The organism is Acinetobacter pengchengensis (assembly GCF_982235305.1).
The window spans coordinates 963460-988830 of the sequence record NZ_CEVATJ010000001.1; the positions used below are offsets into that span (position 1 = coordinate 963460).

29 protein-coding genes are annotated in these 25371 nt (G+C 41.2%); 7 read left to right on the forward strand and 22 right to left on the reverse strand.

The features are described 5' to 3' along the window. Positions 1-15 precede the first annotated feature (15 nt). Both rbtA and AC0T5Z_RS04675 read left to right on the forward strand, forming a co-directional pair. Complete coding sequence (rbtA, locus tag AC0T5Z_RS04670) at positions 16-1833, forward strand: rhombotarget A (RefSeq protein ID WP_435336767.1); 1818 nt, start codon at positions 16-18, stop codon at positions 1831-1833. A 9-nt stretch (positions 1834-1842) separates the two neighbouring features. Then, complete coding sequence (locus AC0T5Z_RS04675; RefSeq protein WP_435336768.1) at positions 1843-4305, forward strand: CSLREA domain-containing protein; 2463 nt, start codon at positions 1843-1845, stop codon at positions 4303-4305. Between the two features lie 103 nt (positions 4306-4408). On the opposite strand, the gene AC0T5Z_RS04680 is transcribed toward AC0T5Z_RS04675, so the two are convergent. The 5 genes from AC0T5Z_RS04680 to AC0T5Z_RS04700 all read right to left on the reverse strand — a co-directional run bounded on the left by AC0T5Z_RS04680 (position 4409) and on the right by AC0T5Z_RS04700 (position 7689). Next, on the reverse strand, positions 4409-4810 hold the full coding sequence (locus AC0T5Z_RS04680; protein WP_236162184.1) for a DUF3106 domain-containing protein: 402 nt from the start codon (positions 4808-4810) through the stop codon (positions 4409-4411). Next, complete coding sequence (locus AC0T5Z_RS04685) at positions 4800-5120, reverse strand: hypothetical protein (RefSeq protein ID WP_291335395.1); 321 nt, start codon at positions 5118-5120, stop codon at positions 4800-4802. Before AC0T5Z_RS04685 ends, AC0T5Z_RS04680 begins: the two co-directional genes overlap by 11 nt. Then, positions 5117-5731 (reverse strand): RNA polymerase sigma factor, encoded by a 615-nt coding sequence (locus AC0T5Z_RS04690; RefSeq protein ID WP_236162309.1) that lies wholly within the window; start codon positions 5729-5731, stop codon positions 5117-5119. The genes AC0T5Z_RS04685 and AC0T5Z_RS04690 overlap by 4 nt, the downstream gene beginning before the upstream one ends. A gap of 156 nt (positions 5732-5887) precedes the next feature. Further along, the gene (locus tag AC0T5Z_RS04695) at positions 5888-6664 is read right to left on the reverse strand and encodes a TrmH family RNA methyltransferase (protein ID WP_291335393.1); all 777 of its coding nucleotides are present in this window, start codon (positions 6662-6664) and stop codon (positions 5888-5890) included. 50 nt (positions 6665-6714) lie between these two features. Continuing rightward, entirely contained in the window at positions 6715-7689 is a 975-nt protein-coding gene (locus AC0T5Z_RS04700; RefSeq protein WP_291335391.1) for a class 1 fructose-bisphosphatase, read from the reverse strand. Positions 7690-7866: 177 nt separating this feature from the next. Here AC0T5Z_RS04700 and AC0T5Z_RS04705 point away from each other — a divergent pair, with 177 nt between their 5' ends. Continuing rightward, the gene (locus AC0T5Z_RS04705) at positions 7867-8052 is read left to right on the forward strand and encodes an NF038105 family protein (RefSeq protein ID WP_004971800.1); all 186 of its coding nucleotides are present in this window, start codon (positions 7867-7869) and stop codon (positions 8050-8052) included. 155 nt (positions 8053-8207) lie between these two features. Here AC0T5Z_RS04705 and pal read toward each other — a convergent pair whose 3' ends face one another. The 6 genes from pal to ybgC all read right to left on the reverse strand — a co-directional run bounded on the left by pal (position 8208) and on the right by ybgC (position 13205). Further along, positions 8208-8777, reverse strand: coding sequence for a peptidoglycan-associated lipoprotein Pal (pal, locus tag AC0T5Z_RS04710; RefSeq protein ID WP_291335388.1), 570 nt, complete (start codon positions 8775-8777; stop codon positions 8208-8210). A 69-nt stretch (positions 8778-8846) separates the two neighbouring features. Continuing rightward, a complete protein-coding gene (gene tolB / locus AC0T5Z_RS04715) occupies positions 8847-10130 on the reverse strand; it encodes a Tol-Pal system beta propeller repeat protein TolB (protein WP_291335513.1) in 1284 nt (427 codons plus the stop codon). A 199-nt stretch (positions 10131-10329) separates the two neighbouring features. Further along, positions 10330-11619, reverse strand: a complete 1290-nt coding sequence (tolA, locus tag AC0T5Z_RS04720; protein WP_291335386.1) for a cell envelope integrity protein TolA — start codon at positions 11617-11619, stop codon at positions 10330-10332. Between the two features lie 3 nt (positions 11620-11622). Beyond that, a complete protein-coding gene (tolR, locus tag AC0T5Z_RS04725) occupies positions 11623-12072 on the reverse strand; it encodes a protein TolR (RefSeq protein ID WP_291335384.1) in 450 nt (149 codons plus the stop codon). Then, on the reverse strand, positions 12072-12770 hold the full coding sequence (gene tolQ, locus AC0T5Z_RS04730; protein WP_230244146.1) for a protein TolQ: 699 nt from the start codon (positions 12768-12770) through the stop codon (positions 12072-12074). Before tolQ ends, tolR begins: the two co-directional genes overlap by 1 nt. A gap of 27 nt (positions 12771-12797) precedes the next feature. Beyond that, positions 12798-13205 carry a tol-pal system-associated acyl-CoA thioesterase gene (gene ybgC, locus AC0T5Z_RS04735; RefSeq protein WP_004971791.1) on the reverse strand — a complete coding sequence of 136 codons (408 nt, stop codon included), beginning with the start codon at positions 13203-13205 and terminating at the stop codon, positions 12798-12800. 228 nt (positions 13206-13433) lie between these two features. Between ybgC and AC0T5Z_RS04740 the strand changes: the two genes are divergently transcribed. Beyond that, positions 13434-14012 (forward strand): hypothetical protein, encoded by a 579-nt coding sequence (locus AC0T5Z_RS04740; protein ID WP_291335379.1) that lies wholly within the window; start codon positions 13434-13436, stop codon positions 14010-14012. Positions 14013-14106: 94 nt separating this feature from the next. On the opposite strand, the gene AC0T5Z_RS04745 is transcribed toward AC0T5Z_RS04740, so the two are convergent. The 4 genes from AC0T5Z_RS04745 to AC0T5Z_RS04760 form a co-directional block, all read right to left on the reverse strand. Then, positions 14107-14493 carry a hypothetical protein gene (locus AC0T5Z_RS04745; protein WP_168417781.1) on the reverse strand — a complete coding sequence of 129 codons (387 nt, stop codon included), beginning with the start codon at positions 14491-14493 and terminating at the stop codon, positions 14107-14109. Between the two features lie 76 nt (positions 14494-14569). Next, positions 14570-15574 carry a Holliday junction branch migration DNA helicase RuvB gene (ruvB, locus tag AC0T5Z_RS04750; protein WP_435336769.1) on the reverse strand — a complete coding sequence of 335 codons (1005 nt, stop codon included), beginning with the start codon at positions 15572-15574 and terminating at the stop codon, positions 14570-14572. A 295-nt stretch (positions 15575-15869) separates the two neighbouring features. Further along, positions 15870-16472: a Holliday junction branch migration protein RuvA gene (gene ruvA, locus AC0T5Z_RS04755; protein ID WP_291335371.1), complete on the reverse strand. Its 603-nt coding sequence runs from the start codon at positions 16470-16472 to the stop codon at positions 15870-15872. 130 nt (positions 16473-16602) lie between these two features. Then, on the reverse strand, positions 16603-17943 hold the full coding sequence (locus AC0T5Z_RS04760; protein ID WP_104851741.1) for a deoxyguanosinetriphosphate triphosphohydrolase: 1341 nt from the start codon (positions 17941-17943) through the stop codon (positions 16603-16605). A gap of 263 nt (positions 17944-18206) precedes the next feature. On the opposite strand from AC0T5Z_RS04760, the gene AC0T5Z_RS04765 reads away from it, so the two are divergent. Next, positions 18207-18524 (forward strand): YqfO family protein, encoded by a 318-nt coding sequence (locus AC0T5Z_RS04765; protein WP_291335369.1) that lies wholly within the window; start codon positions 18207-18209, stop codon positions 18522-18524. Here the strand turns inward: AC0T5Z_RS04765 and AC0T5Z_RS04770 are convergent. Both AC0T5Z_RS04770 and AC0T5Z_RS04775 read right to left on the reverse strand, forming a co-directional pair. Then, positions 18521-19297 (reverse strand): nitroreductase family protein, encoded by a 777-nt coding sequence (locus AC0T5Z_RS04770; RefSeq protein WP_291335367.1) that lies wholly within the window; start codon positions 19295-19297, stop codon positions 18521-18523. The genes AC0T5Z_RS04765 and AC0T5Z_RS04770 overlap by 4 nt on opposite strands. A gap of 145 nt (positions 19298-19442) precedes the next feature. Further along, positions 19443-20243, reverse strand: a complete 801-nt coding sequence (locus AC0T5Z_RS04775) for an enoyl-CoA hydratase-related protein (protein ID WP_435336770.1) — start codon at positions 20241-20243, stop codon at positions 19443-19445. 100 nt (positions 20244-20343) lie between these two features. Between AC0T5Z_RS04775 and AC0T5Z_RS04780 the strand changes: the two genes are divergently transcribed. Next, complete coding sequence (locus AC0T5Z_RS04780; protein WP_291335363.1) at positions 20344-20928, forward strand: nicotinate-nicotinamide nucleotide adenylyltransferase; 585 nt, start codon at positions 20344-20346, stop codon at positions 20926-20928. A gap of 72 nt (positions 20929-21000) precedes the next feature. Here the strand turns inward: AC0T5Z_RS04780 and AC0T5Z_RS04785 are convergent, their stop codons facing one another. The 5 genes from AC0T5Z_RS04785 to dapD form a co-directional block, all read right to left on the reverse strand. Next, the gene (locus AC0T5Z_RS04785) at positions 21001-21459 is read right to left on the reverse strand and encodes a peroxiredoxin (protein ID WP_291335361.1); all 459 of its coding nucleotides are present in this window, start codon (positions 21457-21459) and stop codon (positions 21001-21003) included. A gap of 70 nt (positions 21460-21529) precedes the next feature. Further along, on the reverse strand, positions 21530-21934 hold the full coding sequence (locus tag AC0T5Z_RS04790; RefSeq protein ID WP_168460126.1) for a hypothetical protein: 405 nt from the start codon (positions 21932-21934) through the stop codon (positions 21530-21532). A 13-nt stretch (positions 21935-21947) separates the two neighbouring features. Next, the gene (gene queC / locus AC0T5Z_RS04795; RefSeq protein ID WP_236162197.1) at positions 21948-22619 is read right to left on the reverse strand and encodes a 7-cyano-7-deazaguanine synthase QueC; all 672 of its coding nucleotides are present in this window, start codon (positions 22617-22619) and stop codon (positions 21948-21950) included. 89 nt (positions 22620-22708) lie between these two features. Beyond that, positions 22709-23419, reverse strand: coding sequence for a 7-carboxy-7-deazaguanine synthase QueE (gene queE, locus AC0T5Z_RS04800; RefSeq protein WP_236162198.1), 711 nt, complete (start codon positions 23417-23419; stop codon positions 22709-22711). A gap of 79 nt (positions 23420-23498) precedes the next feature. Continuing rightward, on the reverse strand, positions 23499-24320 hold the full coding sequence (gene dapD, locus AC0T5Z_RS04805) for a 2,3,4,5-tetrahydropyridine-2,6-dicarboxylate N-succinyltransferase (protein ID WP_291335356.1): 822 nt from the start codon (positions 24318-24320) through the stop codon (positions 23499-23501). Between the two features lie 298 nt (positions 24321-24618). Here dapD and carO point away from each other — a divergent pair, with 298 nt between their 5' ends. Further along, positions 24619-25332, forward strand: coding sequence for an ornithine uptake porin CarO (gene carO / locus AC0T5Z_RS04810; RefSeq protein WP_435336771.1), 714 nt, complete (start codon positions 24619-24621; stop codon positions 25330-25332). Positions 25333-25371: the final 39 nt, after the last annotated feature.

Consider the following 25371-nt stretch of genomic DNA (forward strand, 5'->3'; position numbering starts at 1 on the left):
ACAAGGAGTTCGCTTATGCTCAAGCAGAGCATTGGCATTGGTATGCTGTTTATCGCAGGTCATGCATATAGTAGTAATATCATTGTCACCACCACTTCTGACACCAAAGCAGATGATCAACAATGTTCTTTGCGTGAAGCCATCGAGTATATTAATTTAGGCATGCCTGAAGAAGGCTATTTGGGCTGTGGCGGCAAATATGCCTCAAGTGTGATTTTATTAGAAAAGAAAGCCGTCTATCAAATTGATACTCAAATTAAAATTACAGAAAATCTTGAAATTAAAACAACCTATGACAGTAGTCTGAATGATAAAACTGCTCCAGGTTTAAATAACGCCACGATTCAAATGCGCGGTAATGAGCGAATTTTCCACATTGAAGACAGCAAGGATCGTTTCTTAAAAGTTTCTTTAAAAGAATTAACTTTACAGGGTTGCGGTGAGGAACGCTGTCGTCAGCAACAAGGTGGTCTGATTTATAATAACGAACATTTAATTTTAGATTATGTAAAATTGAGTAAGGGGCTAGCCAATCAAGGTGGGGCAATTTATAACCCTGCACAAGTGACTGGCGAAAAGATTCCTGCAGGTTTTATTGAGATCAAAAATAGCTTGCTTGAAGCCAACCAAGCGCAGGAAGGTGGCGTCATTTATACGCAATTTCCGCGCTTTGTGATTACAACTTCAGTATTTAAAGGTAACAAGACTACATCGACCACTTCAGCCAATCTCTATTCTGCAACAAGTTTGGCAGAGGAAGAAATCAAAGCCTTTCCTAGCATGGGGAATATGATCGTGAGCAGTACTTTTACTGCAAATGAAGGCTATGTCATGAATGTGTTGGATGATATTGGTGTCAATAACATTAGCTTGATTGGTAACAGTCGTGGTGTGTATCTCAATGCACCTCTAGGTAAAGCCTATATTGCGAATAGTGTGATTTTAGGCAATCCGCATCCTGTCAGTGTGAGTACTGCAGCGAACTGTGTGCAAGCAGGTTCAGATGCAACAAGATTACAAAATAATTTAGTCGGTGCAGGCTGTGGAGCAGGCGATAGCAACTATCCAAATACTGTATGGACTGCAAATTCGGTACTTGCTGGTAATCTGCTTGAAGGTGCATGCCAAACCCTCAGTCAAGATAAAACGGCATTGTTTTGTCCATATCAAGTTCCTGAAAACTCATTCTTAGGCTTCATGCGCCCACGTGTATTGCTCAGTTACAACAGCCTGAAAGATTCTGTGGTGTTAAACCGTGGGCAATTACAACTGGCGGATCATAAAGTGGTAGGTTGTACTGCTTCAGATCAACGCGGTAAAAACCGTCAGTCAGATATTACCTTATGTGATCGTGGGGCAATTGAGGTGGTGGTTCCTGAAACTATGAGCCTCATTGGTCAAAATATTTTGGCAGGTCAAATTGCTAAGATGTCGGTGGGTGATTTGTTGGGTGATAGTGATTTGGTGCCTAAAGAGTTTTGTGATCAAGTTTATCCAAATAATCCGACAGGCCAAGCATGGCAAGCAGGCTGTGTGCAAATTGAGCAACTTGATACACGCTCTAAAGGAAAATTGACTGTAGATGAGCTGGGTAATTTGGTATATACCCCAGATTCTGCTTGGCATGGTGCAGATGTCTTTAAAATTAAATTAGTCACCAGCACTACACGTTTTAACAGCACGACACCTTATATGGAGGTGAAAGTCCAAGTTATTCAAGAACATGAAAATCGTATGGAAAGCGATAAAATAAATGTTTCTGGCGGTGCATGGGGGGCTTATGGATTAATGGCGTTATTGGGCTTGTTGGGTTTACGCCGTAGAAAAGCATAAAGGATGAATATGAAAAATAATAAAAAAACACTATTAGGGATAATGGTGATGTCTGCAATGTCGCTCATGGCAGCAGATAATTCTATGATTCAGGTGACGACCTTTGAAGATCAAAATGGTGAAGACTTAAGCAAATGTTCATTACGTGAAGCTTTGGTTGCGGCCAAGCAGAATATTGCGTTTGGTGGTTGTAGCGCAGGCAATACCAACCGTGGTGTAACAGATATGATTCAGTTGCAGGCTGGGGAATATATCTTAAACTCAGAATTACGCCCGCAATCTATGGTGCGTATTTATGGGGCGACAGCGGTTGACTATAACCAGGTAGATCCAATTACGCATCGTTATCCTTCAATTGCACCGTTAAAAACCAGTATTAATGCACAGGGTAATAGCCGCATTATCAATACTTCAGATACCCAAGCCAGCGTAGCACTATACGATGTCATCCTAAAAAATGGGAATGCCAATGGCGGTGGTAATGCGAACTCTGCAGATGCAGGCAAAGGTGGCGCATTATTTGTGGCAGGCCCATTGGCTGCGAACAATGTCGAGATTCAAAATTCACATGCAGAACAAGGTGGCGCAATTTATGTTGTTGCTCATCAAGCGGAGCGTCAAGTCAATTTAGAAAATGCTTATATCCATGCGAACCAAGCCAAAGTAGGCAGTGTGTTAGCAATGGATTGTAGTGCCAACTTGGTCAATACACGCTCTATGGTGAAAATTGACCGCAGTAGTATTGTAAAAAACGGTGCTGCAAATAGTCTTAGTACTTTTGATCTTTGTGGTCAACCTGATCTTGAGTTGACCGCCAGTACGATTGCACAAAACCAAGCTGATGCAAGTAAAGGTCATATCTTTAACTTGAGCAATACGGCAAATCATTCCCTTAGCACTTTGTCACAGGTGTATTTGCAAAGTAATACCATTGTTGAAAATAAAGCATGGAGTACTTTGTTTTATGACAATTATCCAAGCATTGTCCTCGCTTTTAATATCTTGGCCTTTAACCAAGGTAAATCTTGTCGTTATGCATTCCCTGCGAGCTTAGAGCAGGCGCGCAACATCAACTCGATTCGTAATGCCTTATTCGCAATGGGATCAGCGACAGAGCAAGGGCAGTGTGATTTACCTGAAACAGCAAATAATTCTTATGACGGAGCCAAAAATTTGGATTTGACAGGGCTTAGCTTTGATCAAGTTTTGCAGCCGTTGCAAGAACCATCTGCTTATAATTTATTCCTGCCGTTGTATTATCCAAAACTGGGTTCAGACCCTGCACAAGATTTGATTGATGTAAACAGCATGGGTTGTAGTGATTATGAACAACGTGGTTTGGCGCGAGTGAGTAATGCAACTTTAACTTTAAATCCTGATGCAAAAAATACCTGTGAAATTGGCTCGGTAGAAGTGATGCGTTTAAACGCAGCCGATATTCAAAGCTTGCGTAATGTCTCTTATGAAAGTTTATTTGCTAATTATCAGCAACAAATTGACCGTATTCAGTCTGCGATAGACCAAAGTAAAGACGCAGCGTCTTCGGTCGTTTCTCAATCGCGTGCTGATTTGAAAACGATGCAAGATTTGTTGGCCAATACTAAAGCCAAGCAGCAATATCGTGCCATTTATGTTGATCCATTTGCGATGGCATTAAAGCAAGATGAACCAACTGCAGATGGGAAATTTGTTCAGTTAAGACAGCTTAATTCTGACAACTTTAGCATTAGCACTGAAGCATTGGGGATTGGTGCAATTTCGGGTTCAGGTACAACATTTAGCACAGATAAATTGACCCAAGACCCACTATTAAAATGTGAATGGGATGCACAGTTGCAACGGATTGTGATGTATCGATTGAATGATAAAGTCACAGAAGCAACCGATTCAGCGTATTGCAAATACACCATTAGGTCAAAATTAGACAGCAATTTGCATTCTTCGGGCTTGCTTGAAGGTAAATTTAGCAATATTGCCCCAATTGCAAAAGATGATCGTGTACGACTTGAATATGGCACAGACCTCAAAGTGAGTTTTAATCCATTATCGAATGATAGCGATGCAGGCGATGGTTCTATCAGCACTCTGAAAGAAAATACCAATAAGCCTGCATTCTATAAAGATAGTACAGGACAAGAACTGGCAATTCGTTTTACGCAAGTGCCTTCAGGTGTGGTGCTTACAGCAGATCGTCAAGCGGCTTGTCCTGGGGATTATGCACGTGAAATTTGTTATGGTGGCAATATTCAGGTTCAAGTACGAAATAGCTTTAGCCCATTTGATTATGAGCTGAAATACACGATTTTCGACCATGAACTGGAATTATCGCCTGAAGCGACCATTACTTTAGAAAACACTGCGAAAAATACCAATTATGAAGCTAGTGGTGGTGGCGGAGGAAGCTTAGGTTTCTGGGGGGTATTGGGTTTACTCGGATTGGCATTTTATCGTCAACGTCCAAGAAAATCATAATTTACCGAGTCGTTATTTCAAAAGCCTCATCGTGTAAAACAGATGAGGCTTTTGTTATTGGTGACTTCAAGCACTTTCTAGATTATCCATGAAGAGATAAAAATTAGTGACTCATTGCAGGCTGCTGATATTTAAGAATGTATTCCTGACGAATCAAGGGGCGTTCTTCAGGTGTTGCTCGTTGCAAGCGTTGTCCTAATTCACGACGTTCCTGTGTACTCATTTTTTGCCAAGTTTCACGCATTTTTTGTTTTTCGCTATCAGGCAATTGAGTAAACCAATCCATCCGCTGCTGTAAAGCCACGCTTTTCTCAGCAGGAATTTCTTTTAAGTTTTGATAGCGCTTAATTAATGCCAATTGTTCTTCTTCAGAAAGGGTTTCCCAAGTTTCTGAAATTTGCGTATCTGCATCTTTGGAAAAAATCCAAAAACGTTCAAACCCTGCAAAACTGGTTTGTAAAAAACTGAGCGCACAACACGCAATCACAATTCGTTTAGCTGCCATGTGGAACTTTGTCCTCACCCAATACCATTAACATTTCTAAATCTTCCACCATTTGTGGAGAAAGTTTAGGAACAGACACTGCCTGATTCTGTGGCTGAGTGGTCATTTCCATTGAGTTTGGTAAGACCACAAAACCTGCAATTGCTGCAGCCAAGGCAAAACCTGACATTTTCCAAAGCCCATAGCGTGATGTTTTCTTGTCTTGAATATTGTCCAAGACATGGTTCATGACTGCGGCTTTGTCTTGATGGTGGCTAGCCAATCTATCAAGTTTGGATGTCACTTGTTTTAAGAAATCATCTTGTTTCATTCTGATGATCCTCCTAGATACGGATTCATATGTGCCAAACTGTTGCGTAAAGCTTGAATAGCACGGTGATAATGCGTTTTTACACTGCCTTCAGTGCAGTTCATAATTTGCGCGGTGGTTTGCGTATCAAAACCTTCCCAAGCACGTAACATAAAAGCTTGTTGTTGCCGAACTGGAAGCCCCGCAATTGCTGCCTGAATTTCTTCTACAGTCACAGCTTGATCTAAAAATTCTGCAGGATTGAGTGCTTGCTCATCGACAATATCGAGTTGTTCAACATCATCATCATCTAAACTGACTTTTTTAAATAATGAAAAGGGTTGAGCGCGGCGGGCTTCTTTACGACGCCAATCTTGTAATTTGTTATTTAAAATGGTGTAAAACAGGGGATACCACTCATCTGTGGCTTTGTCGGCATAAGATTTATGCAAGGAAATAAAGGCTTCTTGCACCAAATCCATTGCTATGCCGTGCTGTCCTTGCGTTGCACTTTCCATCATTACTAAGGCACGCCCCGTTACGTCTTGCATGAAATTCTTCAGACGTTGCTCAGCCGTACTCTTAACAGCACTCAAATTTTCCGAATGTGACGACTTCGGGTTTAAATCCATAGAGATGGAAAATCCTGTCATTGGATACCCACCATTATTTTTAACATCATACTTTTATAACGCTAAAAACAATGGTTTGGTTGACATTGCAAGTTATTATTTTCAGTCTAATCTATTTTTTTTGCAGGGCTAGTCTTTTTAAAATAAATTAACCATTTACAGACGCTGGCGTACCATTTCAAAGAAACAGATAGAACCTGCAATTGCCACATTCAAAGATTCCTGTCCACCCGGTTGTGGAATACTTACCGCTTCTGCATGCTGTAAGGCATAGTCGGACACGCCTTGACCTTCATTGCCTAGAATCCAGACGCAAGCTTTGCGCAGATTTTTGGAATAGAGGCTTTCTGCACGGTGTGAACTGGTCACATATACAGGGATCTGGAATTGTGCCAAGACATCCTCAAGATCAATATTTTCAAAGGTATGCAAGCTAAAGTGTGCACCCATGCCTGCACGTAATACCCGTGGTGACCAAAGCGAGGCAGAACCTTTGGTACAAATAATTTGTTCAATACCTGCTGCTGCTGCAGAGCGCAATAAGGTGCCGACATTACCTGGATCTTGCACATTTTCTAAAATCAGCGTGTCTGCTTTAAAGTCTAAAGCTTGGCTTGAACTTGGCACATCGACAATGGCTAAACAGGCAAGGGAAGTGCCTAAAGTGCTTAAATCTTTATATAAAGATTCGCCAATGACAAAGACCACGCCTGTGTATTTAGCCAAAATGCGTTCATAGTCAGGATGGCTCAGTGCATGTTCAGTGGTAAAAATCGAATTGATTTTTTTATTTTCATGTAACCATGCCAAACACAAATGTGTACCTTCGAGTACCGTTTGTCCCTGTTTTTTGCGATAGTTATTTTGTTCAATTAAACCACGTAAGTGTTTAATTTTCGGGTTATCTTTTGATTCTAAAAAAATCGTAGGCATGCGATAAAATCCACAGCAGTCAGCAAATGTCTGATTGCTGTTGTTAAAAATTATTGATGGTAGCTGCTGACCAAATCGACTTCATTTTTTGAGCCAATAATGACAGGCACACGTTGATGCAGGTCTGTAGGTTGGATATCTAAAATACGCACACGACCAGTGGTTGCCGCGCCGCATGCTTGCTCCATGAGCATGCTCATTGGGTTGGCTTCATACATTAAACGTAAACGACCTGCTTTTTTAGGGTCTTTTAAATCGTACGGATACATGAAAATTCCGCTACGGCAAAGAATACGGTGAATATCCCCCACCATACATGCAACCCAGCGCATGTTAAAGTCTTTTTCACGCGGACCAGTTTTACCAGCTAAAAGTTCATCAATATAGCGTTTTACAGGCGCTTCCCAGTGACGTTGGTTAGATGCATTAATGGCGTATTCTTTGGTGTCTGCTGCAACTTGAATATTATCTGCAGTCACTAAAAATTCTTGGCTTTCCGGATCAAAGGTAAAGAACACCACACCTGCACCAACAGTGAGCGCCATCATGGTAGATGGACCATAAAGAACATAACCTGCAGCGACTTGTTGTGTACCTGCTTGCATAAAGTCTGCAGCCTGAGTCACGGTATTTTTTGCAGGTAAAATTGAGAAAATTGTACCCACACACATATTGATGTCGATGTTGCTTGAACCATCCAGTGGGTCAAATAACACTAAATATTGACCATTTTCCTGAGCAGGGGTGAATTCGTCTAATTCTTCAGATGCCAAACCACCCACATTTGGGTGCTTTTGTAACGCTTCAATTAAATAATCATTTGAAATAACATCTAATTTCTTTTGCTCTTCACCTTGTACGTTTTCATTTTGCGCACTGCCTAATACACCCGCTAAGGCACCTTTTTGTAATGTTTGGTCAATTATCTTGCAAGTATTAGCAATGGTTTCAATTACTTGAGCAAGTTCGGGTGTTAGATTTCCAGTTTGTTGTTGTAAAAATTGGGAAAGGGTGCGGTATGACATGACTGGAAAACTCCGAATGACTGCAAAAATGAGGATAACAATATGCTGCAATAGTTTAGATGAGAACGCGTTAAAAGAAAAATTAAACTCGACTATTTGCTGTGATTTTACCCTTGCAAGTCCTGCAGAAAGTGCTATGTTGATGTAAAGGATTTAATTTGAGATAGGAGCACAGATATGACAACGTTAAAGTTTGATGCGACTCCAACGCCAAGCGAAGGGATTAGTTTAGACGATATTTCTGAGGACAAGATGAAAGCTGCTTGGAAGGATTACGAGTCTAAACCTGAATACAAAAAGTTTAATAAGCATGATTTGATTGAATCTATGCAAACTGCAAAAGCTGATGCCGAGTCAGAATAACTGTAGCAAAGCTGTAATTTTGCGTATGTTTATTAGTTTTTAAAATATTCATCTTTTATTTTTTAGGTCATAAAAAAGCGCCCTTCTAATAAAGAGCGCTTTTTTCGTATTAAGGAACACGTTCTAAACGTATTTTCCCAAAACACAGCAAAAGGTTATTTCAATAATGGCGGAACAGCTTCGTAATTAATTTCTACGCGACGATTTTCTTTCCATGCATTTTCATCATGTCCAGGGTTAACAGGCATTTCTTTACCATAGCTCACTGCTTCAAGCTGACCTGCGTTAACGCCGTTGGTGATTAAAAAGCTTTCAACCGCCTTGGCACGACGCTCGCCTAAAGCCATATTGTATTCACGTGTGCCTCGCTCATCGGTGTGACCTGTAAGCGCCACTTTAGAGTTAGCATTCGCCATTAAAAATTGTGCATGCGCTTGTAGAGTCTGGTAATCATCATTAGATAATTCGCTACTGTCGTAGTCAAAATGTACCACACGCTTTGCCAAGAAAGCTTTGTTGGCTTCGGTTACACCTTTGGCAGATGCACCAGCAAGGTTTTGCGCATTTAAAGCTGCATCTTCACTCAAACCTTGAGTGTTGACTGTCGTTGCACCGTTTGGCGTTTGACCTGCTTGTAAGTCAGTTGTTGGTTTTCGGTTAGCACAACCTGTCATCACTAAAGCCGATGCCAAAACAGGGAGTACCAATAATTTAACTGCGTTCATCCTCATCTCCATGAAGCTTGATTTTTGGTTTTAAAACAGAACTGAAAAAGTATTTTTTGCGGGTGCTCATTATTTTGGTGCCCACGTAGGTTCACGCACTTCACCTTGTTCACTTGGTAAGTTCATGCGGAAGCGACCGTCTAAAGACATAATAGACAATAAACCACGAGTGCCTTCACGTGTCGCATATACCACCATTTGCCCATTTGGTGAGAAGCTTGGCGACTCATCTAAACTGGTTGGGGTTAAAATATTGGTGATATTGGTGTTAATGTCTTGAATTGCGACTTTGTAGTTACTGCCACTTGGACGATGTACCAATGCTAGTTTACGGCCATCGGCACTGAGCGTACCGCGTGCGTTAAATGCGCCGCGGAAGGTTAGGCGTTTGCTGCTGCCTGTAGCAAAGTCATAACGATAAATTTGTGCTGAACCACCACGATCTGAAGTGTAAATAAATGATTTACCATCTGGTGCATAACGTGCTTCGGTATCAATCGCACTATCATTGGTCATGCGTCGCAGTTCACGGGTGCTTAAATTCATTTGATAAATTTCTGGATTGCCATGCATAGATGCGGTAAATAGCATGCTTTGCCCATCTGGCGAGAAGCTTGGAGCACCATTTAAACCACGGAAACTGGCTAATTTTTCACGCTGACCTGTCGCCAAGTCTTGCACATAAATAGCAGGACGTTTGGTTTCAAATGATACATAGGCAATTTTTTTGGCGTCTGGTGTCCACGCAGGCGATAAAATAGGATCACGTGAAGTCAAAATGGTTTTTGGCTGTTCACCATCAGTATCGGCAATTTGCAGGGTATAGCGTTGCTCAGGTGTTGCAGGGTTACGCAGTACATAGGCAATGCGTCCGCTGAAGTCACCTTTAATGCCGGTGAGTGCTTCATAAATTGCATCACTGATCATGTGTGCAGCAGAACGCACTCGTGAAGCAGGCACGCTTAATAATTCATTCAACAAATATTGCTGTTTTTGCACATCATAAAGTTGGTAATGAACTTCATAACCGCCTTCTGCAGTGGCTTTGACATTTCCCGTGACTACATAAGGTACACCTGCAGCTTGCCATGCTGCTGCATTTGGATTGTTCATGCTTGCAGTAGCCGCAAGGTTTTTGGATGAACTGGTAAATTTGCCTGAACGGTTTAAGTCGTTTTCTACAATAGGATAAATACTTTGATCATTGCCAAACGGCACAATGGCAATTTTAGGTGCTTCTTCTGGTGCTTTGGCAATTTCTAAATACAATTGTGCAAAAGATTGTGTGCTTAAAACTGGACTTAGCGCAGTTAAAATAGCAAGACAAAGTAAGTGTTTACGCGTTGTTTCCATCATTCGCTATTTTCTCAAATCAAGATAACTTTTTTGGATGTAATTGTGGTACATAATGACATGCTTTAGCGGGAATGAAAGCATGAATTTATAATAAAACTGTTATAACACTGTGAAAATTTAAATTTATTTTAATTCATGGTTGGATTGCGTGTTGCGTGGTGTTGCTCTAGAAAATAATTTTCTAGAGCAACTTTAATTATTTCGCAGTAAACGTTGATGTAACAACTTTGGCTAAATCTCTAGCCTCTGGATCAGATGGCATAGGAAATGGAGCGGCATCGTTGATAGCAGCTCGAATACTTGCATCAAGGTCACTGTCACCACTAGAACGTGTAATAACCAATGATTGGACTTGTCCTGAGTTGGTCAGCGTAAAACGAACAGTGACTTTTTTACCTGAACTTCCTTGAGGTACTCGCCAAGCAGCAAAAACTTTATTTTCAAAATCACGTTTAGCAGTGGATGCAATGCGTCTTACTTCGGCCTTTTTCTGCGCGGCTTCTTCTGCAGCTTGTTTGGCAGCTGAAGCTTTGGCTTCAGCATCGGCACGCGCCTTCGCTTCGGCATCAGCTTTGGCTTTTTCATCTGCGTCAGCCTTACGTTTTGCATCGGCATCCGCTTTGGCTTTTGCATCTGCAGCAGCTTTACGTTTTGCGTCGGCATCCGCTTTGGCTTTTGCATCTGCGTCAGCTTTACGTTTTGCATCGGTATCTGCCTTGGCTTTTGCATCTGCAGCAGCTTTACGTTTTGCCTCGGCATCAGCTTTGGCTTTTGCGTCTGCAGCAGCTTTACGTTTTGCGTCGGCATCAGCTTTGGCTTTTGCATCAGCTGCAGCTTTACGTTTTGCATCGGCATCTGCCTTGGCTTTTGCATCTGCTTCAACTTTGCGTTTTGCTGCTGCATTGGCTTCGAGTTGACGTCTTTCTGCCGCTTCTGCTTTTTTCAGGGCCTCGGCTTCTTTACGACGTACAGCATCTGCTTCAGCACGTGCTTTGGCATCGGCTTGGGCTTTTGCTTTGGCGTCAGCTTCGCGTTGAGCACGTTCTTCAGCGTGTGCTTGTTGTGCTTTTAAGCGTTCAGCTTCTAATTTTTGTCGCTCGGCAATTTGTTTGGCTTCAGCAGCTTGTCGTTCTACACGTGCTTGAGCCTCTGCTGCTTGTGCAGCTTGTTGTGTATCAACTTGAGGTGCGGGTGGTGTAGGGACTGCTGCAGGTGTCGGAATGACAGGGGCAGGTTCAAGAGCAGGCTCAGCAGTTTGAGTAATTTGCTCTGCTACATTTTCATGTGTGGTTTCAGCCGATTCAGTTTCTAATAAGGGTTTTAAATCTTCTGGTTTAATTAGTACGGTTTTAATGGGCTTAGGTGGCTCAGGTGCTTTACTCATGCCCAAATAAAGCAAGCCAACCACTGCGATAAGGTGGACACCTACGGTGAATCCAATCGCAATGGCTTTTTGTTGAAAAGGTGGCTTTTTAAAATCTTTCATAAATTACTTTAAAGGCTCGGTCAGCAATCCAACTTGGGTTAAACCCGCATCTTGTAAGTCAGACATTAACGCAATCACATCACCATAAGGGCGTGTATTATGACCACGAATAACAACCTGAAACTCTTTATTTTCAGCTTTGGCTTGAATTTGAGCATCGGTCAAGATTTGTTTCAGTTGGGCTAGCTCCAAAGGCTCGGCTTTGTGTTCTTTATATTCTAAAAAATATTGCCCATCTTGATCTAAAGTTACCCGAGCAAAGGCACTTTTTGATTCAATTGGATTGCCATTGGCTTGAGGTAAATCGACTTGAATCCCACTGGTAATCATCGGCGCAGTGACCATAAAAATCACCAATAACACCAACATGACATCAATATAAGGCACTACATTCATGTCACTTTTGAGTGGTTTTTTTATGCGCTCGAAGCGTCCAGAGCGTTGAATAGCCATTAGTCGTGATCCTGAGTATTGCCTAAAGATTGACGTTGTAATAAAGCCACCATTTCTTCGGCAAATAACGCACGATCAGAATAAACCGCTTCACCTTTGGCGGTGTAATGGTTAAAGGCAAGTACCGCAGGAATGGCGGCAAATAAACCAATGGCTGTGGCAATGAGGGCTTCGGCAATCCCTGGGGCGACTGTTGCCAGTGTGACTTGATCGACATCTGCTAACCCAATAAAGGCATTCATAATGCCCCAGACGGTACCAAATAAACCCACGTATGGTGCAACTGAACCAATGCTGGCCAATGCACCTAAGCCTTGTTCAAGTTGAGCTTGGTCACGGCTTAAACCGACACGTAAAATTCGTTCTGTGCCTTCAATAGTTTGTGGAGCAGGCGCTTGGCGCTTTTTCAGTTTTAAAAACTCACCTAAGCCTTGATAGAAAATATCTTCCAAACCGACACGTTTTGAATTGAGCTGTGCGTTGTTGTAAAGCGTATTTAATTCTGCACCAGACCAGAAGATTTTTTGAAAATGCTGATCATCTGCCTGTGCTTTTTTATAGCTCATGTGTAACTTGGCAATTAGATACCAACTGTATAATGATGCTAAAAGCAGCGAGAGCATCACTAGCTGAACAACAGGACTTGCTTGTAAAATAAGATCTGATACTTGAAGAGATGATTCGAGTTGTGTTGCCATAGTTACTACATGTGCCAATTCATTTTTTTAATCTTGTCCTAATTCTTTCAGAATAAGGCTACGAATTTCATCTGGTAGACGGCGTGGTTTCATATCTGAACCCAGACAGGCCAATTCAACCTCACCAGATGCAAGCATGATTTCACCACGATAAATATTTTGTTGCAATACAAATGATGATGCTTTACACGAAACTACACTTGCTGTAACAGTAATTAGGTCATCCATTAAGATTGGACGTGAATATTTCACGTTAATTTTATGCACGACAAAGTTGTAATCTTGTTGATGCCAATAGTGATCAACACCCGATGCACGAAGCCATTCGGTACGGGTACGTTCCATAAAGCGAATATGGTTGGCGTGGTAAACAATGCCGCCTGCATCAGTATCTTCCATATAGATACGAATTTTAAATTCAAATTTATTCGCCATGATGATGTTCCGCTTCAATGTTGCAAAGTTGTTTGATAAGCAATACTTATAGCTTAAGTCATTTCTATGAAATTGACGTGAATCGGGGCTATAAGTCAAGCTGTGTATAGCGTGGCAGTTTATCATTCTCAACGCTCGGTCCAATGGCACAAGATTTCAAACATGCTTTTAAGTTAAAATTAGCTGTTTGCTTTACACATGCAGATGATTCCTCTCAATGAGTAGCACATGAGCCGTTCAGTTAAATTTTTTGTGGTAATTGCCATATTGTATTTGTTGTGGAGGACGCTGTTCCAGTCAGATGGAGGAATTGCGGATAGCACAACCTATCAGTCATCGCAGCAAGTGTATCAGTTTAAAGACTATACCATTCAAGCTTTGGAAACCTATGAAGGTGAGTTTCGGGTATTGTCACGTGAAAATTATAATTTTGGACGTGAAGCCGAACTTAGCCCTGTCGATTTTGCTTTGGGATGGGGCCAAATGGCCAAGCCTGAAGTGTATAAACAGTTGTCTATTCGTCAAAGTAATCGGTGGTATCATTGGCGTTATGAACATGCACCGCCAATTCCTGTGCAAGAGATTGCAAGTTTGAGCGCTAATACGCATTTAATTCCTGCAACGCCCGCGATTGCGACACAGTTAAAGCAGATTGATGAAGATGATTTGATTTATTTGAAAGGTAAATTGGTGGAAGTTACTGCCGCAGATGGGTGGCAGTGGCGCAGTTCTTTAAGCCGTCATGATACAGGAGCGGGCGCGTGTGAGTTAATGCTGGTTGAAGATGTGCGTGTGATTGCAAATTAAATGGTTTAAAACCATTAAACAATGGTGATGAAACTGATATTTCTCTGCAATATCAATTGGATTTGGCTACGACTAATTTTTAAATCTATAAGGCTTAATCCGTATGGCATTTTAAGGGTAGTGCATAACCATATCCCAACAGCACACCTATTTTATTTTGGGTATCAATATTGACTATAAACTTTTCGGATGTTTGCTGAATTCCATTCCATTGTAATTGCTGGGTAGTATAACTGTTTAATGCGCTGTATTGTTGTTGTGATACCTCTCCAGACCAGCATCCAGAGTAGGCACAAATGCTGATATTTTTTTGATTTTCTATATGGATTCGGAATGGCGTGAAGTGTTCGGTTTCAAATTGGCAATGTTCTGCATGGCATGAAATTTCAGCCCAAGTATTTTGACAAGACCATGTCGAGGTATTTCCCGCATAGCTGTTGACGTATAATAAACAGAGGAATAAAGAAAAAATACTTTTCATTCTAATCGAATCTTATTGTGGTAATTAAGCATTATCAGTGGCTTGTACAATATTCAAGCCACGATGAAATGTTGTTTTAACTTTTCGGCTCAGGCGGTGTCATCCCAAATTGCAAATACGCCATATTGGTGGCAATACGTCCGCGCGCGGTTCGCATTACATAACCTTGCTGAATGAGGTATGGCTCAATGACATCTTCCAGTGTGCCTGAATCTTCAGCCATAGCAGCTGCCAGTGCCTCTACGCCTGCAGGGCCACCATCAAAACGCTCTAACAGCATAGACAAATAACGACGGTCTAAGGTGTCTAAACCATCTTTATCCACATTCAGCATATCTAGCGCACGTTGTGCCATCTCTTGCGTGACTTCACCTGTGCCTTTGACCTGTGCATAGTCACGAACGCGACGCAATAAACGGTTGGCAATACGCGGTGTACCACGCGAACGACGAGCGACTTCATTGGCTCCTGCATCGGTCATTGGCACATCCATTAGATTCGCCGAGCGTTTGACAATATGGGTCAAATCTTCAACCGAATAAAATTCTAAACGCTGCACAATGCCAAAACGATCCCGCAATGGAGAGGTCAGTAAACCTGCTCGGGTGGTCGCTGCCACAAGTGTGAATGGTGGTAAATCAAGCTTAATTGAACGTGCTGCAGGTCCTTCACCAATCATGATATCCAGTTGGTAGTCTTCCATTGCAGGGTACAAAATTTCTTCAATCACAGGTGAAAGACGGTGGATTTCATCAATAAATAACACATCGCCTTCTTCAAGATTGGTCAGCATGGCGGCTAAATCACCTGCACGTTCTAATACAGGCCCTGAAGTAGATTTAAGATTGCCGCCCATTTCACGGGCAATAATGTTGGCGAGTGTAGTTTTACCTAAACCGGGTGGTCCAAAAATCAGTGTGTGGTCCAGTGCTTCTGCGCGTCCACGGGCTGCACCAATGAAAATTTCCATTTGTTCACGCACCACAGGTTGCCCAATATAGTCATCGAGTGAAGCGGGGCGAATGGCGCGATCAATTTGATCTTCGGGTTTTTCAGAACCACTGATGAGACGGTCTTGCATAGGTGATCTAAACTTTAAGTAAACTGATTTTAATTAACAATTCCGCAAAACATTTTTGAGGAGTCTTTCCAATAGAACTTTAATACAGGGAATAACCTGTAGTCCGCCTTACCTTGCGAAATATATTTCTCATTCGGCAAAAGTAAGCAAAACCATTGTCATTCGCAAAACTCGTCGAATTTTGATTCGTATCGATAATATCGCACAGACATTTTTGTGCAAATGCCTCCTGCCTAAAACAATTGCGAATGACTTTGTCGCGTATCAGATGAGGTGAATTAGACAATATATGTGCTTACCGATTCATTGACTTTAATGCTGCACGGATAATATCACTAGCTTCAGTAAAATCGGCCTTAACTGCATTAATCAGTTTTTGTGCTTCGGCAGGTTTATAACCTAAAGATTGTAAAGCGGCTTCGGCTTCGGCAACAGCAGAATTGCCCGTAAACTGAATTTGAGTCACTGTGGAATTGCTACTGCTCACTTCATTGGACATGGCTTTAAAGCGATCACGTAATTCAATCATTAAACGTTCAGCAGTTTTTTTGCCCACCCCTGGTACTTTGATTAAGGTATTAATATCTTCATGCTCTACAGTGTGAATCAGTAGTTCGACGCTCAAGGTCGATAAAATACCCAGTGCCATTTTCGGGCCGACACCATTGACTTTAAGTAAGGTACGGAAAATGGCTTTTTCTTGGGCTTCTAAAAAGCCATACAACAATTGAGCATCTTCACGCACGGCTAAATGCGTCCACAGGGTAATTTTTTGCCCTTTTTGTAATTGGCAAAATGTGGTGAGCGGCGTGTCAATTTCATAACCTACACCATTCACATTCAGTAACACGGTTGGTGCTTCTAAAGCCAACACTTCGCCAATAAGACATCCGATCATATTTGTGATTCACTGATTGATTTAAAATAAGTTGCGGTTCGCATAGTAGAGCGCATTTTCACAAAAGGCAAAATCTGCGCTTAAATCCTACGTCTATTTGTATATAAGTTATTGATATACAATTGAGTCATCACAGCAAACCAACCTTATTGCCTTGTAATTCTTGCGATAAGTTATAGGCTTGATGATCTGAAAACTTAGAGATAATGTCCAAGACTTGCATAATATTGTCATAATGATTATGCGCAAAATCTGCCCCAGAGCGTTGCAAGATGGACATTAAACGCTGCTCTTTAAAACTTAGGGTTTTATGTGGTGTGGTGAGCGGAATAAACGCATCCAAAATATTTTGTAAACTTTGATGCGCAATAATTTCCAGACCTGCCTTTTGTGGATGCTCGAAAATTTTTTCACGCGCTAAGTCTTTGGCACGATTAATGCCAATTTCAATATCTGCCGAGCAATATTGTAAAAGGCTGCCTTTGAGCTGTCCCATCAGAATTTCCAAATGGTGTTTGGCAAATGCCGTGGTCACTTCATCGACTAAACGCTTCATGACCCGACCACGCAAAGCGGCAATTTTTTGTTGCCAAGTGGTACGTGCCATCGCTAGTTCTGCAGGAATACCGTAGTCACCAATTAAGTTTAAAAAGATTGGTTCCACTTCTTCATAGCTGAGCATGTTTAAAATAATGCCATCTTCCAAATCAATGAGGGCATAGCAAATATCATCCGCCGCTTCCAATAAATATGTCAGTGGATGACGGCAATAGTGATAATCACCCAATTGAATCAGGCCAAGCTGTTCTGCAATTTGTTTGAGAATTTCTTTTTCAGCTTGGTAACAACCAAATTTATCACGTTGATTGGCAGGCCGGTTGCCTTGTTCGGCAATGGTTTTGGAGAGCCACGGATATTTTAAATAAGCGCCTAAAGTGGCATAGGTTAAACGCATGCCGCCATCATTTGGATGATAGTCAATTTTGGTGAGTAGCCGTAAACCTTGCGCATTGCCCTCAAACTGACGGACGTCAGCTTCTTCTTCATCACTCAGTTTGGCGAGAAAATTGCCGTGTGAAGCATCGTCAAACCATTCACGAATGGCATATTCACCTGCATGTCCGAAAGGTGGATTGCCAATATCATGTGCCAAGCATGCAGCTTGAATAATCGCACCGACATCGGCAGGAGAAATCCACATAGGCAAGTGGTCTTTGATTTTTTCTGCAGCCAACATCCCCAATGAACGTCCAATACAAGACACTTCTAAAGAATGGGTCAGGCGAGTGTGAATACCGTCGTGTTGAGTGAGCGGATGGACTTGGGTTTTTCGGTTTAGTTGTCTAAAACTTTGCGAAAAAATAATACGGTCATAATCTTTGTGAAAAGGGCTGCGCGCCTGTTCTGTACTTTGTTTTTTACTACCAATCCGAACTGTGGAAAGCAGTTCTAACCAACGCATTTGAGTCATTTATCATTATTCACTATGTGCTTGTTTTGCATCATGCCAAAAAAATGACAAAAGCTCTAGGGGCGGGCGACATGGCTTGTCTTTTTAAATCTAAAATCATACAAAATGGGAGATACGTTTATGGCGAAGCGTACTTTAAATTTTTTGGGGGGAGCGCTATAAAGCGAGGATTTGATGATGCGCACAGCTTGCCAAAACAGCAACAGTGCTCAATTTTTATGCTAATTTCTAATTAATTGTGAAATGGATAGCGAAGTTTAATTATGCTTAAACTGATTTACTACGTGCCTCAATCTCATCTTGAAGAAACCAAACAGGCTGTTTTTGCAGCGGGTGCAGGAGGAATTGGCAATTATGAACATTGTGCATGGCAGGTTTTAGGCACAGGGCAATTTAAACCTGTAAAAGGAGCAAATCCGTTTATTGGTGAGTTAGATGTTTTGGAACACGTTGCTGAGTGGCGAGTGGAAACCATTGTGCCTGAGCAAAATGCTCAGGCAGTCGCAAAAGCACTCAAAGCTAGTCATCCTTACGAAGAGCCTGCCTTTGAGTTTATGCAACTTTTAGACCTTGATGATTAAATTTTCTGAATAAATAAGTCACGGTCAAAACGGTATTGCGGGAAAAAGACACCATCTTCAGCACGTTCACCTGCAGCAATCACCATCACTGGAAATTGTTGATCATTCAGTTTTAAGAGTTTGCGTACCATCGGCTCATCAAAACCTTCCATCATACAGCTATCGAAACCGTGTGCGCGAAGGGCCAAGACCATATTTTCACAGGCGAGTGCTGTAGTTTTAGTCGCCCAAAGTTTGGCATCGGCAGGGTTAAATGCAGTTACAGGTAATTGTTTATCTAAACTACGTGCAATTTTGAAAGCGACTTTCTTAAAGTTACCTAAAGCATTTAAGTAGCCAGTCATGTAGTTATAAGGAATAAACTTATAATATTTTTTGACTGCAGCAGGCGCTTCAGGATAAGGAAACTCGCTGATATTCTTTTTTGCCATTTCATCAACACGGTCTGTACGTGCAATACACACAATTAGCTCTGATGCAGTACGAGCAGCAAGCTGTCCTAAGCAGGCTTTAACCAGTTGTTTTTTCTTGGCAGGGTTTTGCACCACCACAAAAGTCCACGGTTGTAAATTAGATGAGTTCGGCGCCAATAAAGCCATATCTAAACAATCATCCAACACTTCGGCAGGAATAGCTTTGTCGGTAAATTTACGCACCGAACGACGGCTTTGAATGACTTTTTTAAAGTTTTCTACATCAATATCTTGTGGTGCGGGTTCAAAATAACGTTCTTTTTTTTCAACTTGAACATCGGCTGGATTTGGATTAGTCATTACAATTTTCCTCAATTTTTAATGATTGACAGCACATCTTAGAATATGGGGCCGAATAAAGAAAAAAACCACATTCAGCCAATATGAATGTGGTTTTAAAAACGGCTAGTTCAGTTGAAATAAGTGCATTCCAGTTAAACAGCACTTAATTAAATTGGCTGAAATCAGGTTTACGTTTTTGCATAAAGGCTTGCACTGCTTCCGTCATTTCTGCTGAACCGACACGTTGCATAAAAATTTCTGCTTCATGGTCAATCCACGCCACAATTTCATCTACATTATGTTTCATAAGGGCTTTAGATTGTTTGAGTGAAGCCAATGGTAAAGCTGCCAATTGCGCTGCTTTTTGTTGTGCTGTTGCATAGACATCGGTTTCAATACTATTAACTAAATTTGCCGATAATGCCGTTTCGCTATTGAATTTCTGTGCAGTCAACAACAGTTCAGCCGCTTTGTGATAGCCAGCTTGTTCTACCAGAAGTTTACTTGATGCGCCTTCTGGCGATAAGCCCAAGCTCACAAATGGAATTTGGAATAGGGCAGTATTGTCGCTATATACTAAATCTGCATGCAATAAAATTGTGACACCAATGCCAATCGCCACCCCACGTACAGCTGCAATTAGCGGTTTAGAAAACTTGGCAGCAGATTTTAATAAGATGAACGGAGGACCTTCGGCAGCAGGTAATTGTCCTTTAAGTGCGGCAGACTTCATAAAGTCCTGCATGTCATTGCCTGCGCTAAAGTCTGCATCTGCGCCGCGTAAAACTACACAACGTACTGCATTGTCTTGATCAGCCTCATCTAAGGCTTGTGCAATCCATAAATATAATTCACCATACAACGCATTTTTTGCTTCTGGTCGGTTGATGGCTAAAGTCAGTACGCCATTGTCTAAATTCGCATTCAAATGTGGGTGAGGTTGTTGAACACAGCTCAGTGTCATCGTACTATCCTTGCTATGATTGGATTGAATTTATGGCTCATTATGTCGCAAATTCGCAGCTTTGGCACAACTCATGAGTTCATAAAAAGTTTGATTTATTATGCAATATACGTTTGATTATTTGGTTTTCATTGGTCGTTTTCAGCCATTTCATTTGGCACATTTGCAAACCATTCAAATTGCATTAGCACGTAGTCATTATGTGATTTTGGCATTAGGTTCTGCACAAAATGAGCGCAATTTAAAAAATCCGTTTTTAGCCAAAGAGCGTGAGCAGATGATTTTGTCTAACTTTTCACCTGAGATGCAGGAACGGATTAAGTTTGTGTATGTTATAGATGTCTACAATGATGAAAAATGGCAAAAATTGGTCAAATCTTTAGTAGGTGAACTGGTTCAATCGCAAGATCGTGTTGGCTTAATTGGGCATTTTAAAGATGACTCGTCTTATTATTTAAAGTTTTTCCCTGAATGGGAGATGGTGGAGTTAGACAGCTTGCAAGATGCGATGTCTGCCACGCCTGCACGTGAAGCTTATTATCGTGGGGAAATTCAGCCCAATTTTTTCCCACAAGGCACAATTGATTTCTTAACCGCATTTCAAAACACGGAAATTTATCGTCAATTACAAGACAAATACCAGCAGCAGGACAGCAGTAATTTGACGCAATCATCCAGTATCTAAATGAAAAAGGATGATCGAAAAGGCATTCAATCATCCATAATATTGTGTCTTTTTTGCTTAGAGACTGAAAAATTAAGCCTGTAAAGCGGTTAAATCCGCAAGCACTTGCTCAGCATGTCCAGCAGCTTTAACTTTACGATATTCTTTTATCAATTGACCTTGATGGAAAATAAAAGTTGAGCGTTCAATACCCATGACTTTTTTGCCATACATATTTTTTTCTTTAATCACATCAAACAACTGACACAATACTTCTTCTTTATCGCTAATCAGGTTAATGCCTAAAGATTGCTTTTCGGTAAAGTTTTGATGCGCTTTGACTGAGTCGCGCGAAATGCCAATGATGGTAGTGTTGAGTGCATCAAATTGTGGCTTTAGCGCAGTAAAATCGACAGCCTGTGTGGTGCAGCCAGGGGTAGAATCTTTCGGGTAAAAATACACCACTAACCAATCTGTACCAAGTTCGGTTAAATTGACTTCGCCTGTGGTTGCAGAAAAAGCTTGATTTGGTAATTGAATTGTCGTGCTCATATTTTTCTCCAAAATCATGCACATAAAAAACTAGCCACATAAAGTGGCTAGTTGAAATTGTTAAGAAAAATTATTTTTTCTCAGCCGCTTTCATTGCTTCTTCAGTTAAGGTTTTTAATTTACCTGTAAGCTGAGGACCAAAACAAGCTTGTAAATCTTTATTTTGTTTTTGTACAAAAGCTAAAGTCGCAGGGCTCTTTTTCTGGTTAATTGCGCTTTGAATTTCCCATTTTTGAGCGTTGGTTAATTTACCATCTGCTTCTACTGCACAAGTACAATATTTGCTTACTTCAGCTGTAGTCAGTTTTTTGCCTTTTGCAGTTTCTTCTTTACAAACATTAATTAAAGCTGCTTTTACATTGGTGCTTTTGTATGCTTGTTGCAACTTGTCATTATTTGCGTGCGTCGTTGTTGCGAATAATGCAGCAACAGACATAATCGCAGAAACCATAATGTTTGATTTTAAATTTTTCATACACTTTACCTTGTTATGACGGTATATAACGTGTCGGGTCAGTAACACCTGCATCGGCAAAACCTTGTTTGCGTAAGCGACAGCTGTCACATTTACCACAAGCACGTCCTTGGTCATCTGCTTGGTAGCAAGAAACCGTTTGACTATAGTCTACGTCATGTTCAATACCTAAGCGAATAATATTTGCTTTGGATAAATGTAACAAAGGTGTCTCAAATTTTAACGGTTTACCTTCTACGCCAACTTTGGTTGCCAAGCGTGCCATATTGGCAAATGCATCAATAAATTCAGGACGACAGTCAGGATAACCCGAATAATCTACCGCATTAATGCCAATCACAATGGCTTCTGCATCAAACACTTCGGCTGCTGCCAAAGCATAAGATAGGAAGATGGTATTACGTGCAGGCACATAAGTCACAGGAATACCTTCTTGCTCATGATCAGGTACTTCAATGCTGTGATCGGTCAAGGCAGAACCGCCCAAGTTGCCTAAATCAATATTAATCACACGATGCTCAATGCCTGCATTTTTAGTCAAGGCACGTGCAGCATCTAGCTCTGTGGTCGAGCGTTGACCATACATAAAACTAAGTGCAATACATTCATAACGCGCTTGTGCCCATGCCAAACACGTGGTTGAGTCTAATCCACCAGATAACAATACAATGGCACGAGGGCGCATAATTGAACTCCAATTTTTAAAATATTGCGTTAGAACTTGAGCAAAACTGTGATGATTGACCTTAGTACGAATGTGTATTCGTGTGGACATTAACGACCTGTTTCATCATTCCAAAGCAATTTATGTAATTGCAATTGGAAACGAACAGGGAGATGGTCGGCTAAAATCCACTGTGCCAAATCACGTGCAAGTTGTGGCAAGGCGACTGCACCTTTTTCGACAGCAAATGCAGGGGAGAACCACACGGTATCGACTTTTTTATGCAATTGATATTGCTCAACCTGCTCCTTCGCCCAAAGATAATCGTCATGATTACAAATCACAAATTTGATTTGATCATGCGGGTTTAAAAAATCTAAATTTGATAATAAATTGCGGGACATTTCACCCGAGGCAGGGGTTTTTAAATCCAGCACTTTAGATACACGATTATCCACTTTAGAAATATCCAAAGCTCCACTGGTTTCCAAAGACACTTCACAACCTAAATCTGCCAAGCGTTGCATGAGTGGCAGCGCATTCGGTTGAGCCAGTGGTTCACCGCCCGTCACACATACATACGGTGTTTTAAAATCTAGCGTGGTTTGGATGATGTCATCTAAAGATTGACGCTCGCCACCTTCAAAAGAATAGGTGGTATCGCAGTAATGACAACGCAATGGACAACCCGTTAAACGAATAAATACGGTTGGCAAGCCTGATGTATTGGCTTCGCCCTGCAATGAATAGAAAATCTCCGTAATGCGTAAACCCGCAGACGGATCAGAAACAGGAATAGCGGAAGATCGGAGGGTACTCATAAAATTCATCACAGTATATAAAAAACAAAAATCTCTACGGTCATTGCTGGCCGTAGAGATGGGGAAAACTAAAAAAAGTTTAGTCTTCGCGTAATAAGTCGTTCAAACTGGTTTTTGCACGGGTTTTTGCATCTACCTTTTTCACAATGATAGCAGCATATAAGCTATAAGTGCCACATTTAGAAGGCAGGCTACCAGAAACGACCACTGAACCTGCAGGTACACGACCATAGTGGATTTCGCCAGTTTCACGATCATAAATTTTGGTCGATTGACCAATATAAACGCCCATAGAAATGACAGAACCTTCTTCGACAATCACGCCTTCAACAATTTCAGAACGTGCGCCAATGAAGCAGTTGTCTTCAATAATCGTGGGGTTTGCTTGAAGTGGCTCAAGTACACCACCAATGCCTACACCACCCGATAAATGCACGTTTTTACCAATTTGTGCACATGAACCTACTGTTGCCCATGTATCGACCATGGTGCCTTCATCTACATAAGCGCCAATATTGACATAAGATGGCATTAACACCACATTTTTGGCTTGGAACGAACCTTTACGTGCAACAGCTGGCGGTACTACACGTACACCTGCCTGTTTAAATTGCTCGTTAGTCCAACCTGTAAATTTCGTGTCTACTTTGTCGTAGAAACGCAAATCGCAAGATTCAATTGGCTTGTTATCATTGAGTTTAAAAGATAACAAAACTGCCTTTTTTAACCATTGGTGAACGATCCACTCACCATTAATTTTTTCAGCAACGCGCAATGTGCCGTTATCTAAACCTGCAATTGCTTGTTCAACTGCTTGGCGAATTTCAGCAGGGCAATCTGCTGCTGTAAAATTAGCACGGTCTTCAAATGCTTGTTCAATAATTGTTGAAAGCTGCGACATCGATGTAAATACCTGAAAAAAACTTTCCAAGATTTTACACTATATTGAGAGAGGAATAGATAAAATTTAGAACAACTTGGAGTTTATCCTTGGCTAGATAAAACAAGTCAAGTTGAGCGTTAAATTGTTGAAGTTTTGAAAATAAATGCTTTTGCAATAAACAATAAAAATAAATTTGTATCAAAAAACAACATAAACCTAGCACATCTTGCATAAATACTGAACGCAATATGTTCTATAGTTTTCTCATAACAAAACGAATGAAAATTCAACAAGTTTTAGTTTGAGGAGAAACACAATGAAAACTTTACACTCAATTTTAGCCGCTTCGGTATTGGCAACAGCTGCAGGTTCTGCAATGGCAGATACAGCTGTGGTAAAAGATGGTTATGCGTTTGATCGTAACCAACTCATTCCAACAGGCGTACGTGCTGAAGTCGGTACAACAGGTTATGGCGGTGCCTTACTTTGGACTGCAAACCCGTATGTGGGCTTAGCTCTTGGTTATAACGGTGGTGATATTTCTTGGTCGGATGACGTAGAAGTTGATGATGTCAATTATGACGTTGATATGGATAATAACTTGACTTACTTAAATGCTGAATTACGTCCTTGGGGCGCAAGTCCAAATAAATGGGCACAAGGTGTTTATGTAGCTGCAGGTGTTGGTTACATCGATCAACAATATGCTCTACAAGCTCGAAACGATGGTGGAACTATTAAAGTTGACGGCAAAGATACAAACTTAGACCAACTTAGCTATGATCTTGACTATAGTAATGATATTGCACCGTATTTAGGTCTAGGTTTTGCACCAAAAATTAATAAAAACTGGGGCGTATTTGGTGAAGTTGGTGCCTATTATACAGGTAATCCAACAGTGACAAATGTGAACTATCATGGTGGTACACCAGATGCTGCTATAGTTGAGGATCACCTTAATGAAGTTCGTAACGATGATAAATACGAATGGATGCCAGTAGCTAAACTAGGTGTAAGCTACCACTGGTAATATCCGTTAGTTTCAGCTAAACCAAAAAAAACGAGCTTC

What these genes read in the sequence shown, in the direction of transcription:
- rbtA (WP_435336767.1), top strand. Translation starts at nt 16, where the DNA reads ATGCTCAAGCAGAGCATTGGCATTGGTATGCTGTTTATCGCAGGTCAT.
- AC0T5Z_RS04675 (WP_435336768.1), top strand. Translation starts at nt 1,843, where the DNA reads ATGAAAAATAATAAAAAAACACTATTAGGGATAATGGTGATGTCTGCA.
- AC0T5Z_RS04680 (WP_236162184.1), bottom strand. Translation starts at nt 4,810, where the DNA reads ATGGCAGCTAAACGAATTGTGATTGCGTGTTGTGCGCTCAGTTTTTTA.
- AC0T5Z_RS04685 (WP_291335395.1), bottom strand. Translation starts at nt 5,120, where the DNA reads ATGAAACAAGATGATTTCTTAAAACAAGTGACATCCAAACTTGATAGA.
- AC0T5Z_RS04690 (WP_236162309.1), bottom strand. Translation starts at nt 5,731, where the DNA reads ATGGATTTAAACCCGAAGTCGTCACATTCGGAAAATTTGAGTGCTGTT.
- AC0T5Z_RS04695 (WP_291335393.1), bottom strand. Translation starts at nt 6,664, where the DNA reads ATGCCTACGATTTTTTTAGAATCAAAAGATAACCCGAAAATTAAACAC.
- AC0T5Z_RS04700 (WP_291335391.1), bottom strand. Translation starts at nt 7,689, where the DNA reads ATGTCATACCGCACCCTTTCCCAATTTTTACAACAACAAACTGGAAAT.
- AC0T5Z_RS04705 (WP_004971800.1), top strand. Translation starts at nt 7,867, where the DNA reads ATGACAACGTTAAAGTTTGATGCGACTCCAACGCCAAGCGAAGGGATT.
- pal (WP_291335388.1), bottom strand. Translation starts at nt 8,777, where the DNA reads ATGAACGCAGTTAAATTATTGGTACTCCCTGTTTTGGCATCGGCTTTA.
- tolB (WP_291335513.1), bottom strand. Translation starts at nt 10,130, where the DNA reads ATGGAAACAACGCGTAAACACTTACTTTGTCTTGCTATTTTAACTGCG.
- tolA (WP_291335386.1), bottom strand. Translation starts at nt 11,619, where the DNA reads ATGAAAGATTTTAAAAAGCCACCTTTTCAACAAAAAGCCATTGCGATT.
- tolR (WP_291335384.1), bottom strand. Translation starts at nt 12,072, where the DNA reads ATGGCTATTCAACGCTCTGGACGCTTCGAGCGCATAAAAAAACCACTC.
- tolQ (WP_230244146.1), bottom strand. Translation starts at nt 12,770, where the DNA reads ATGGCAACACAACTCGAATCATCTCTTCAAGTATCAGATCTTATTTTA.
- ybgC (WP_004971791.1), bottom strand. Translation starts at nt 13,205, where the DNA reads ATGGCGAATAAATTTGAATTTAAAATTCGTATCTATATGGAAGATACT.
- AC0T5Z_RS04740 (WP_291335379.1), top strand. Translation starts at nt 13,434, where the DNA reads ATGAGCCGTTCAGTTAAATTTTTTGTGGTAATTGCCATATTGTATTTG.
- AC0T5Z_RS04745 (WP_168417781.1), bottom strand. Translation starts at nt 14,493, where the DNA reads ATGAAAAGTATTTTTTCTTTATTCCTCTGTTTATTATACGTCAACAGC.
- ruvB (WP_435336769.1), bottom strand. Translation starts at nt 15,574, where the DNA reads ATGCAAGACCGTCTCATCAGTGGTTCTGAAAAACCCGAAGATCAAATT.
- ruvA (WP_291335371.1), bottom strand. Translation starts at nt 16,472, where the DNA reads ATGATCGGATGTCTTATTGGCGAAGTGTTGGCTTTAGAAGCACCAACC.
- AC0T5Z_RS04760 (WP_104851741.1), bottom strand. Translation starts at nt 17,943, where the DNA reads ATGACTCAAATGCGTTGGTTAGAACTGCTTTCCACAGTTCGGATTGGT.
- AC0T5Z_RS04765 (WP_291335369.1), top strand. Translation starts at nt 18,207, where the DNA reads ATGCTTAAACTGATTTACTACGTGCCTCAATCTCATCTTGAAGAAACC.
- AC0T5Z_RS04770 (WP_291335367.1), bottom strand. Translation starts at nt 19,297, where the DNA reads ATGACTAATCCAAATCCAGCCGATGTTCAAGTTGAAAAAAAAGAACGT.
- AC0T5Z_RS04775 (WP_435336770.1), bottom strand. Translation starts at nt 20,243, where the DNA reads ATGACACTGAGCTGTGTTCAACAACCTCACCCACATTTGAATGCGAAT.
- AC0T5Z_RS04780 (WP_291335363.1), top strand. Translation starts at nt 20,344, where the DNA reads ATGCAATATACGTTTGATTATTTGGTTTTCATTGGTCGTTTTCAGCCA.
- AC0T5Z_RS04785 (WP_291335361.1), bottom strand. Translation starts at nt 21,459, where the DNA reads ATGAGCACGACAATTCAATTACCAAATCAAGCTTTTTCTGCAACCACA.
- AC0T5Z_RS04790 (WP_168460126.1), bottom strand. Translation starts at nt 21,934, where the DNA reads ATGAAAAATTTAAAATCAAACATTATGGTTTCTGCGATTATGTCTGTT.
- queC (WP_236162197.1), bottom strand. Translation starts at nt 22,619, where the DNA reads ATGCGCCCTCGTGCCATTGTATTGTTATCTGGTGGATTAGACTCAACC.
- queE (WP_236162198.1), bottom strand. Translation starts at nt 23,419, where the DNA reads ATGAGTACCCTCCGATCTTCCGCTATTCCTGTTTCTGATCCGTCTGCG.
- dapD (WP_291335356.1), bottom strand. Translation starts at nt 24,320, where the DNA reads ATGTCGCAGCTTTCAACAATTATTGAACAAGCATTTGAAGACCGTGCT.
- carO (WP_435336771.1), top strand. Translation starts at nt 24,619, where the DNA reads ATGAAAACTTTACACTCAATTTTAGCCGCTTCGGTATTGGCAACAGCT.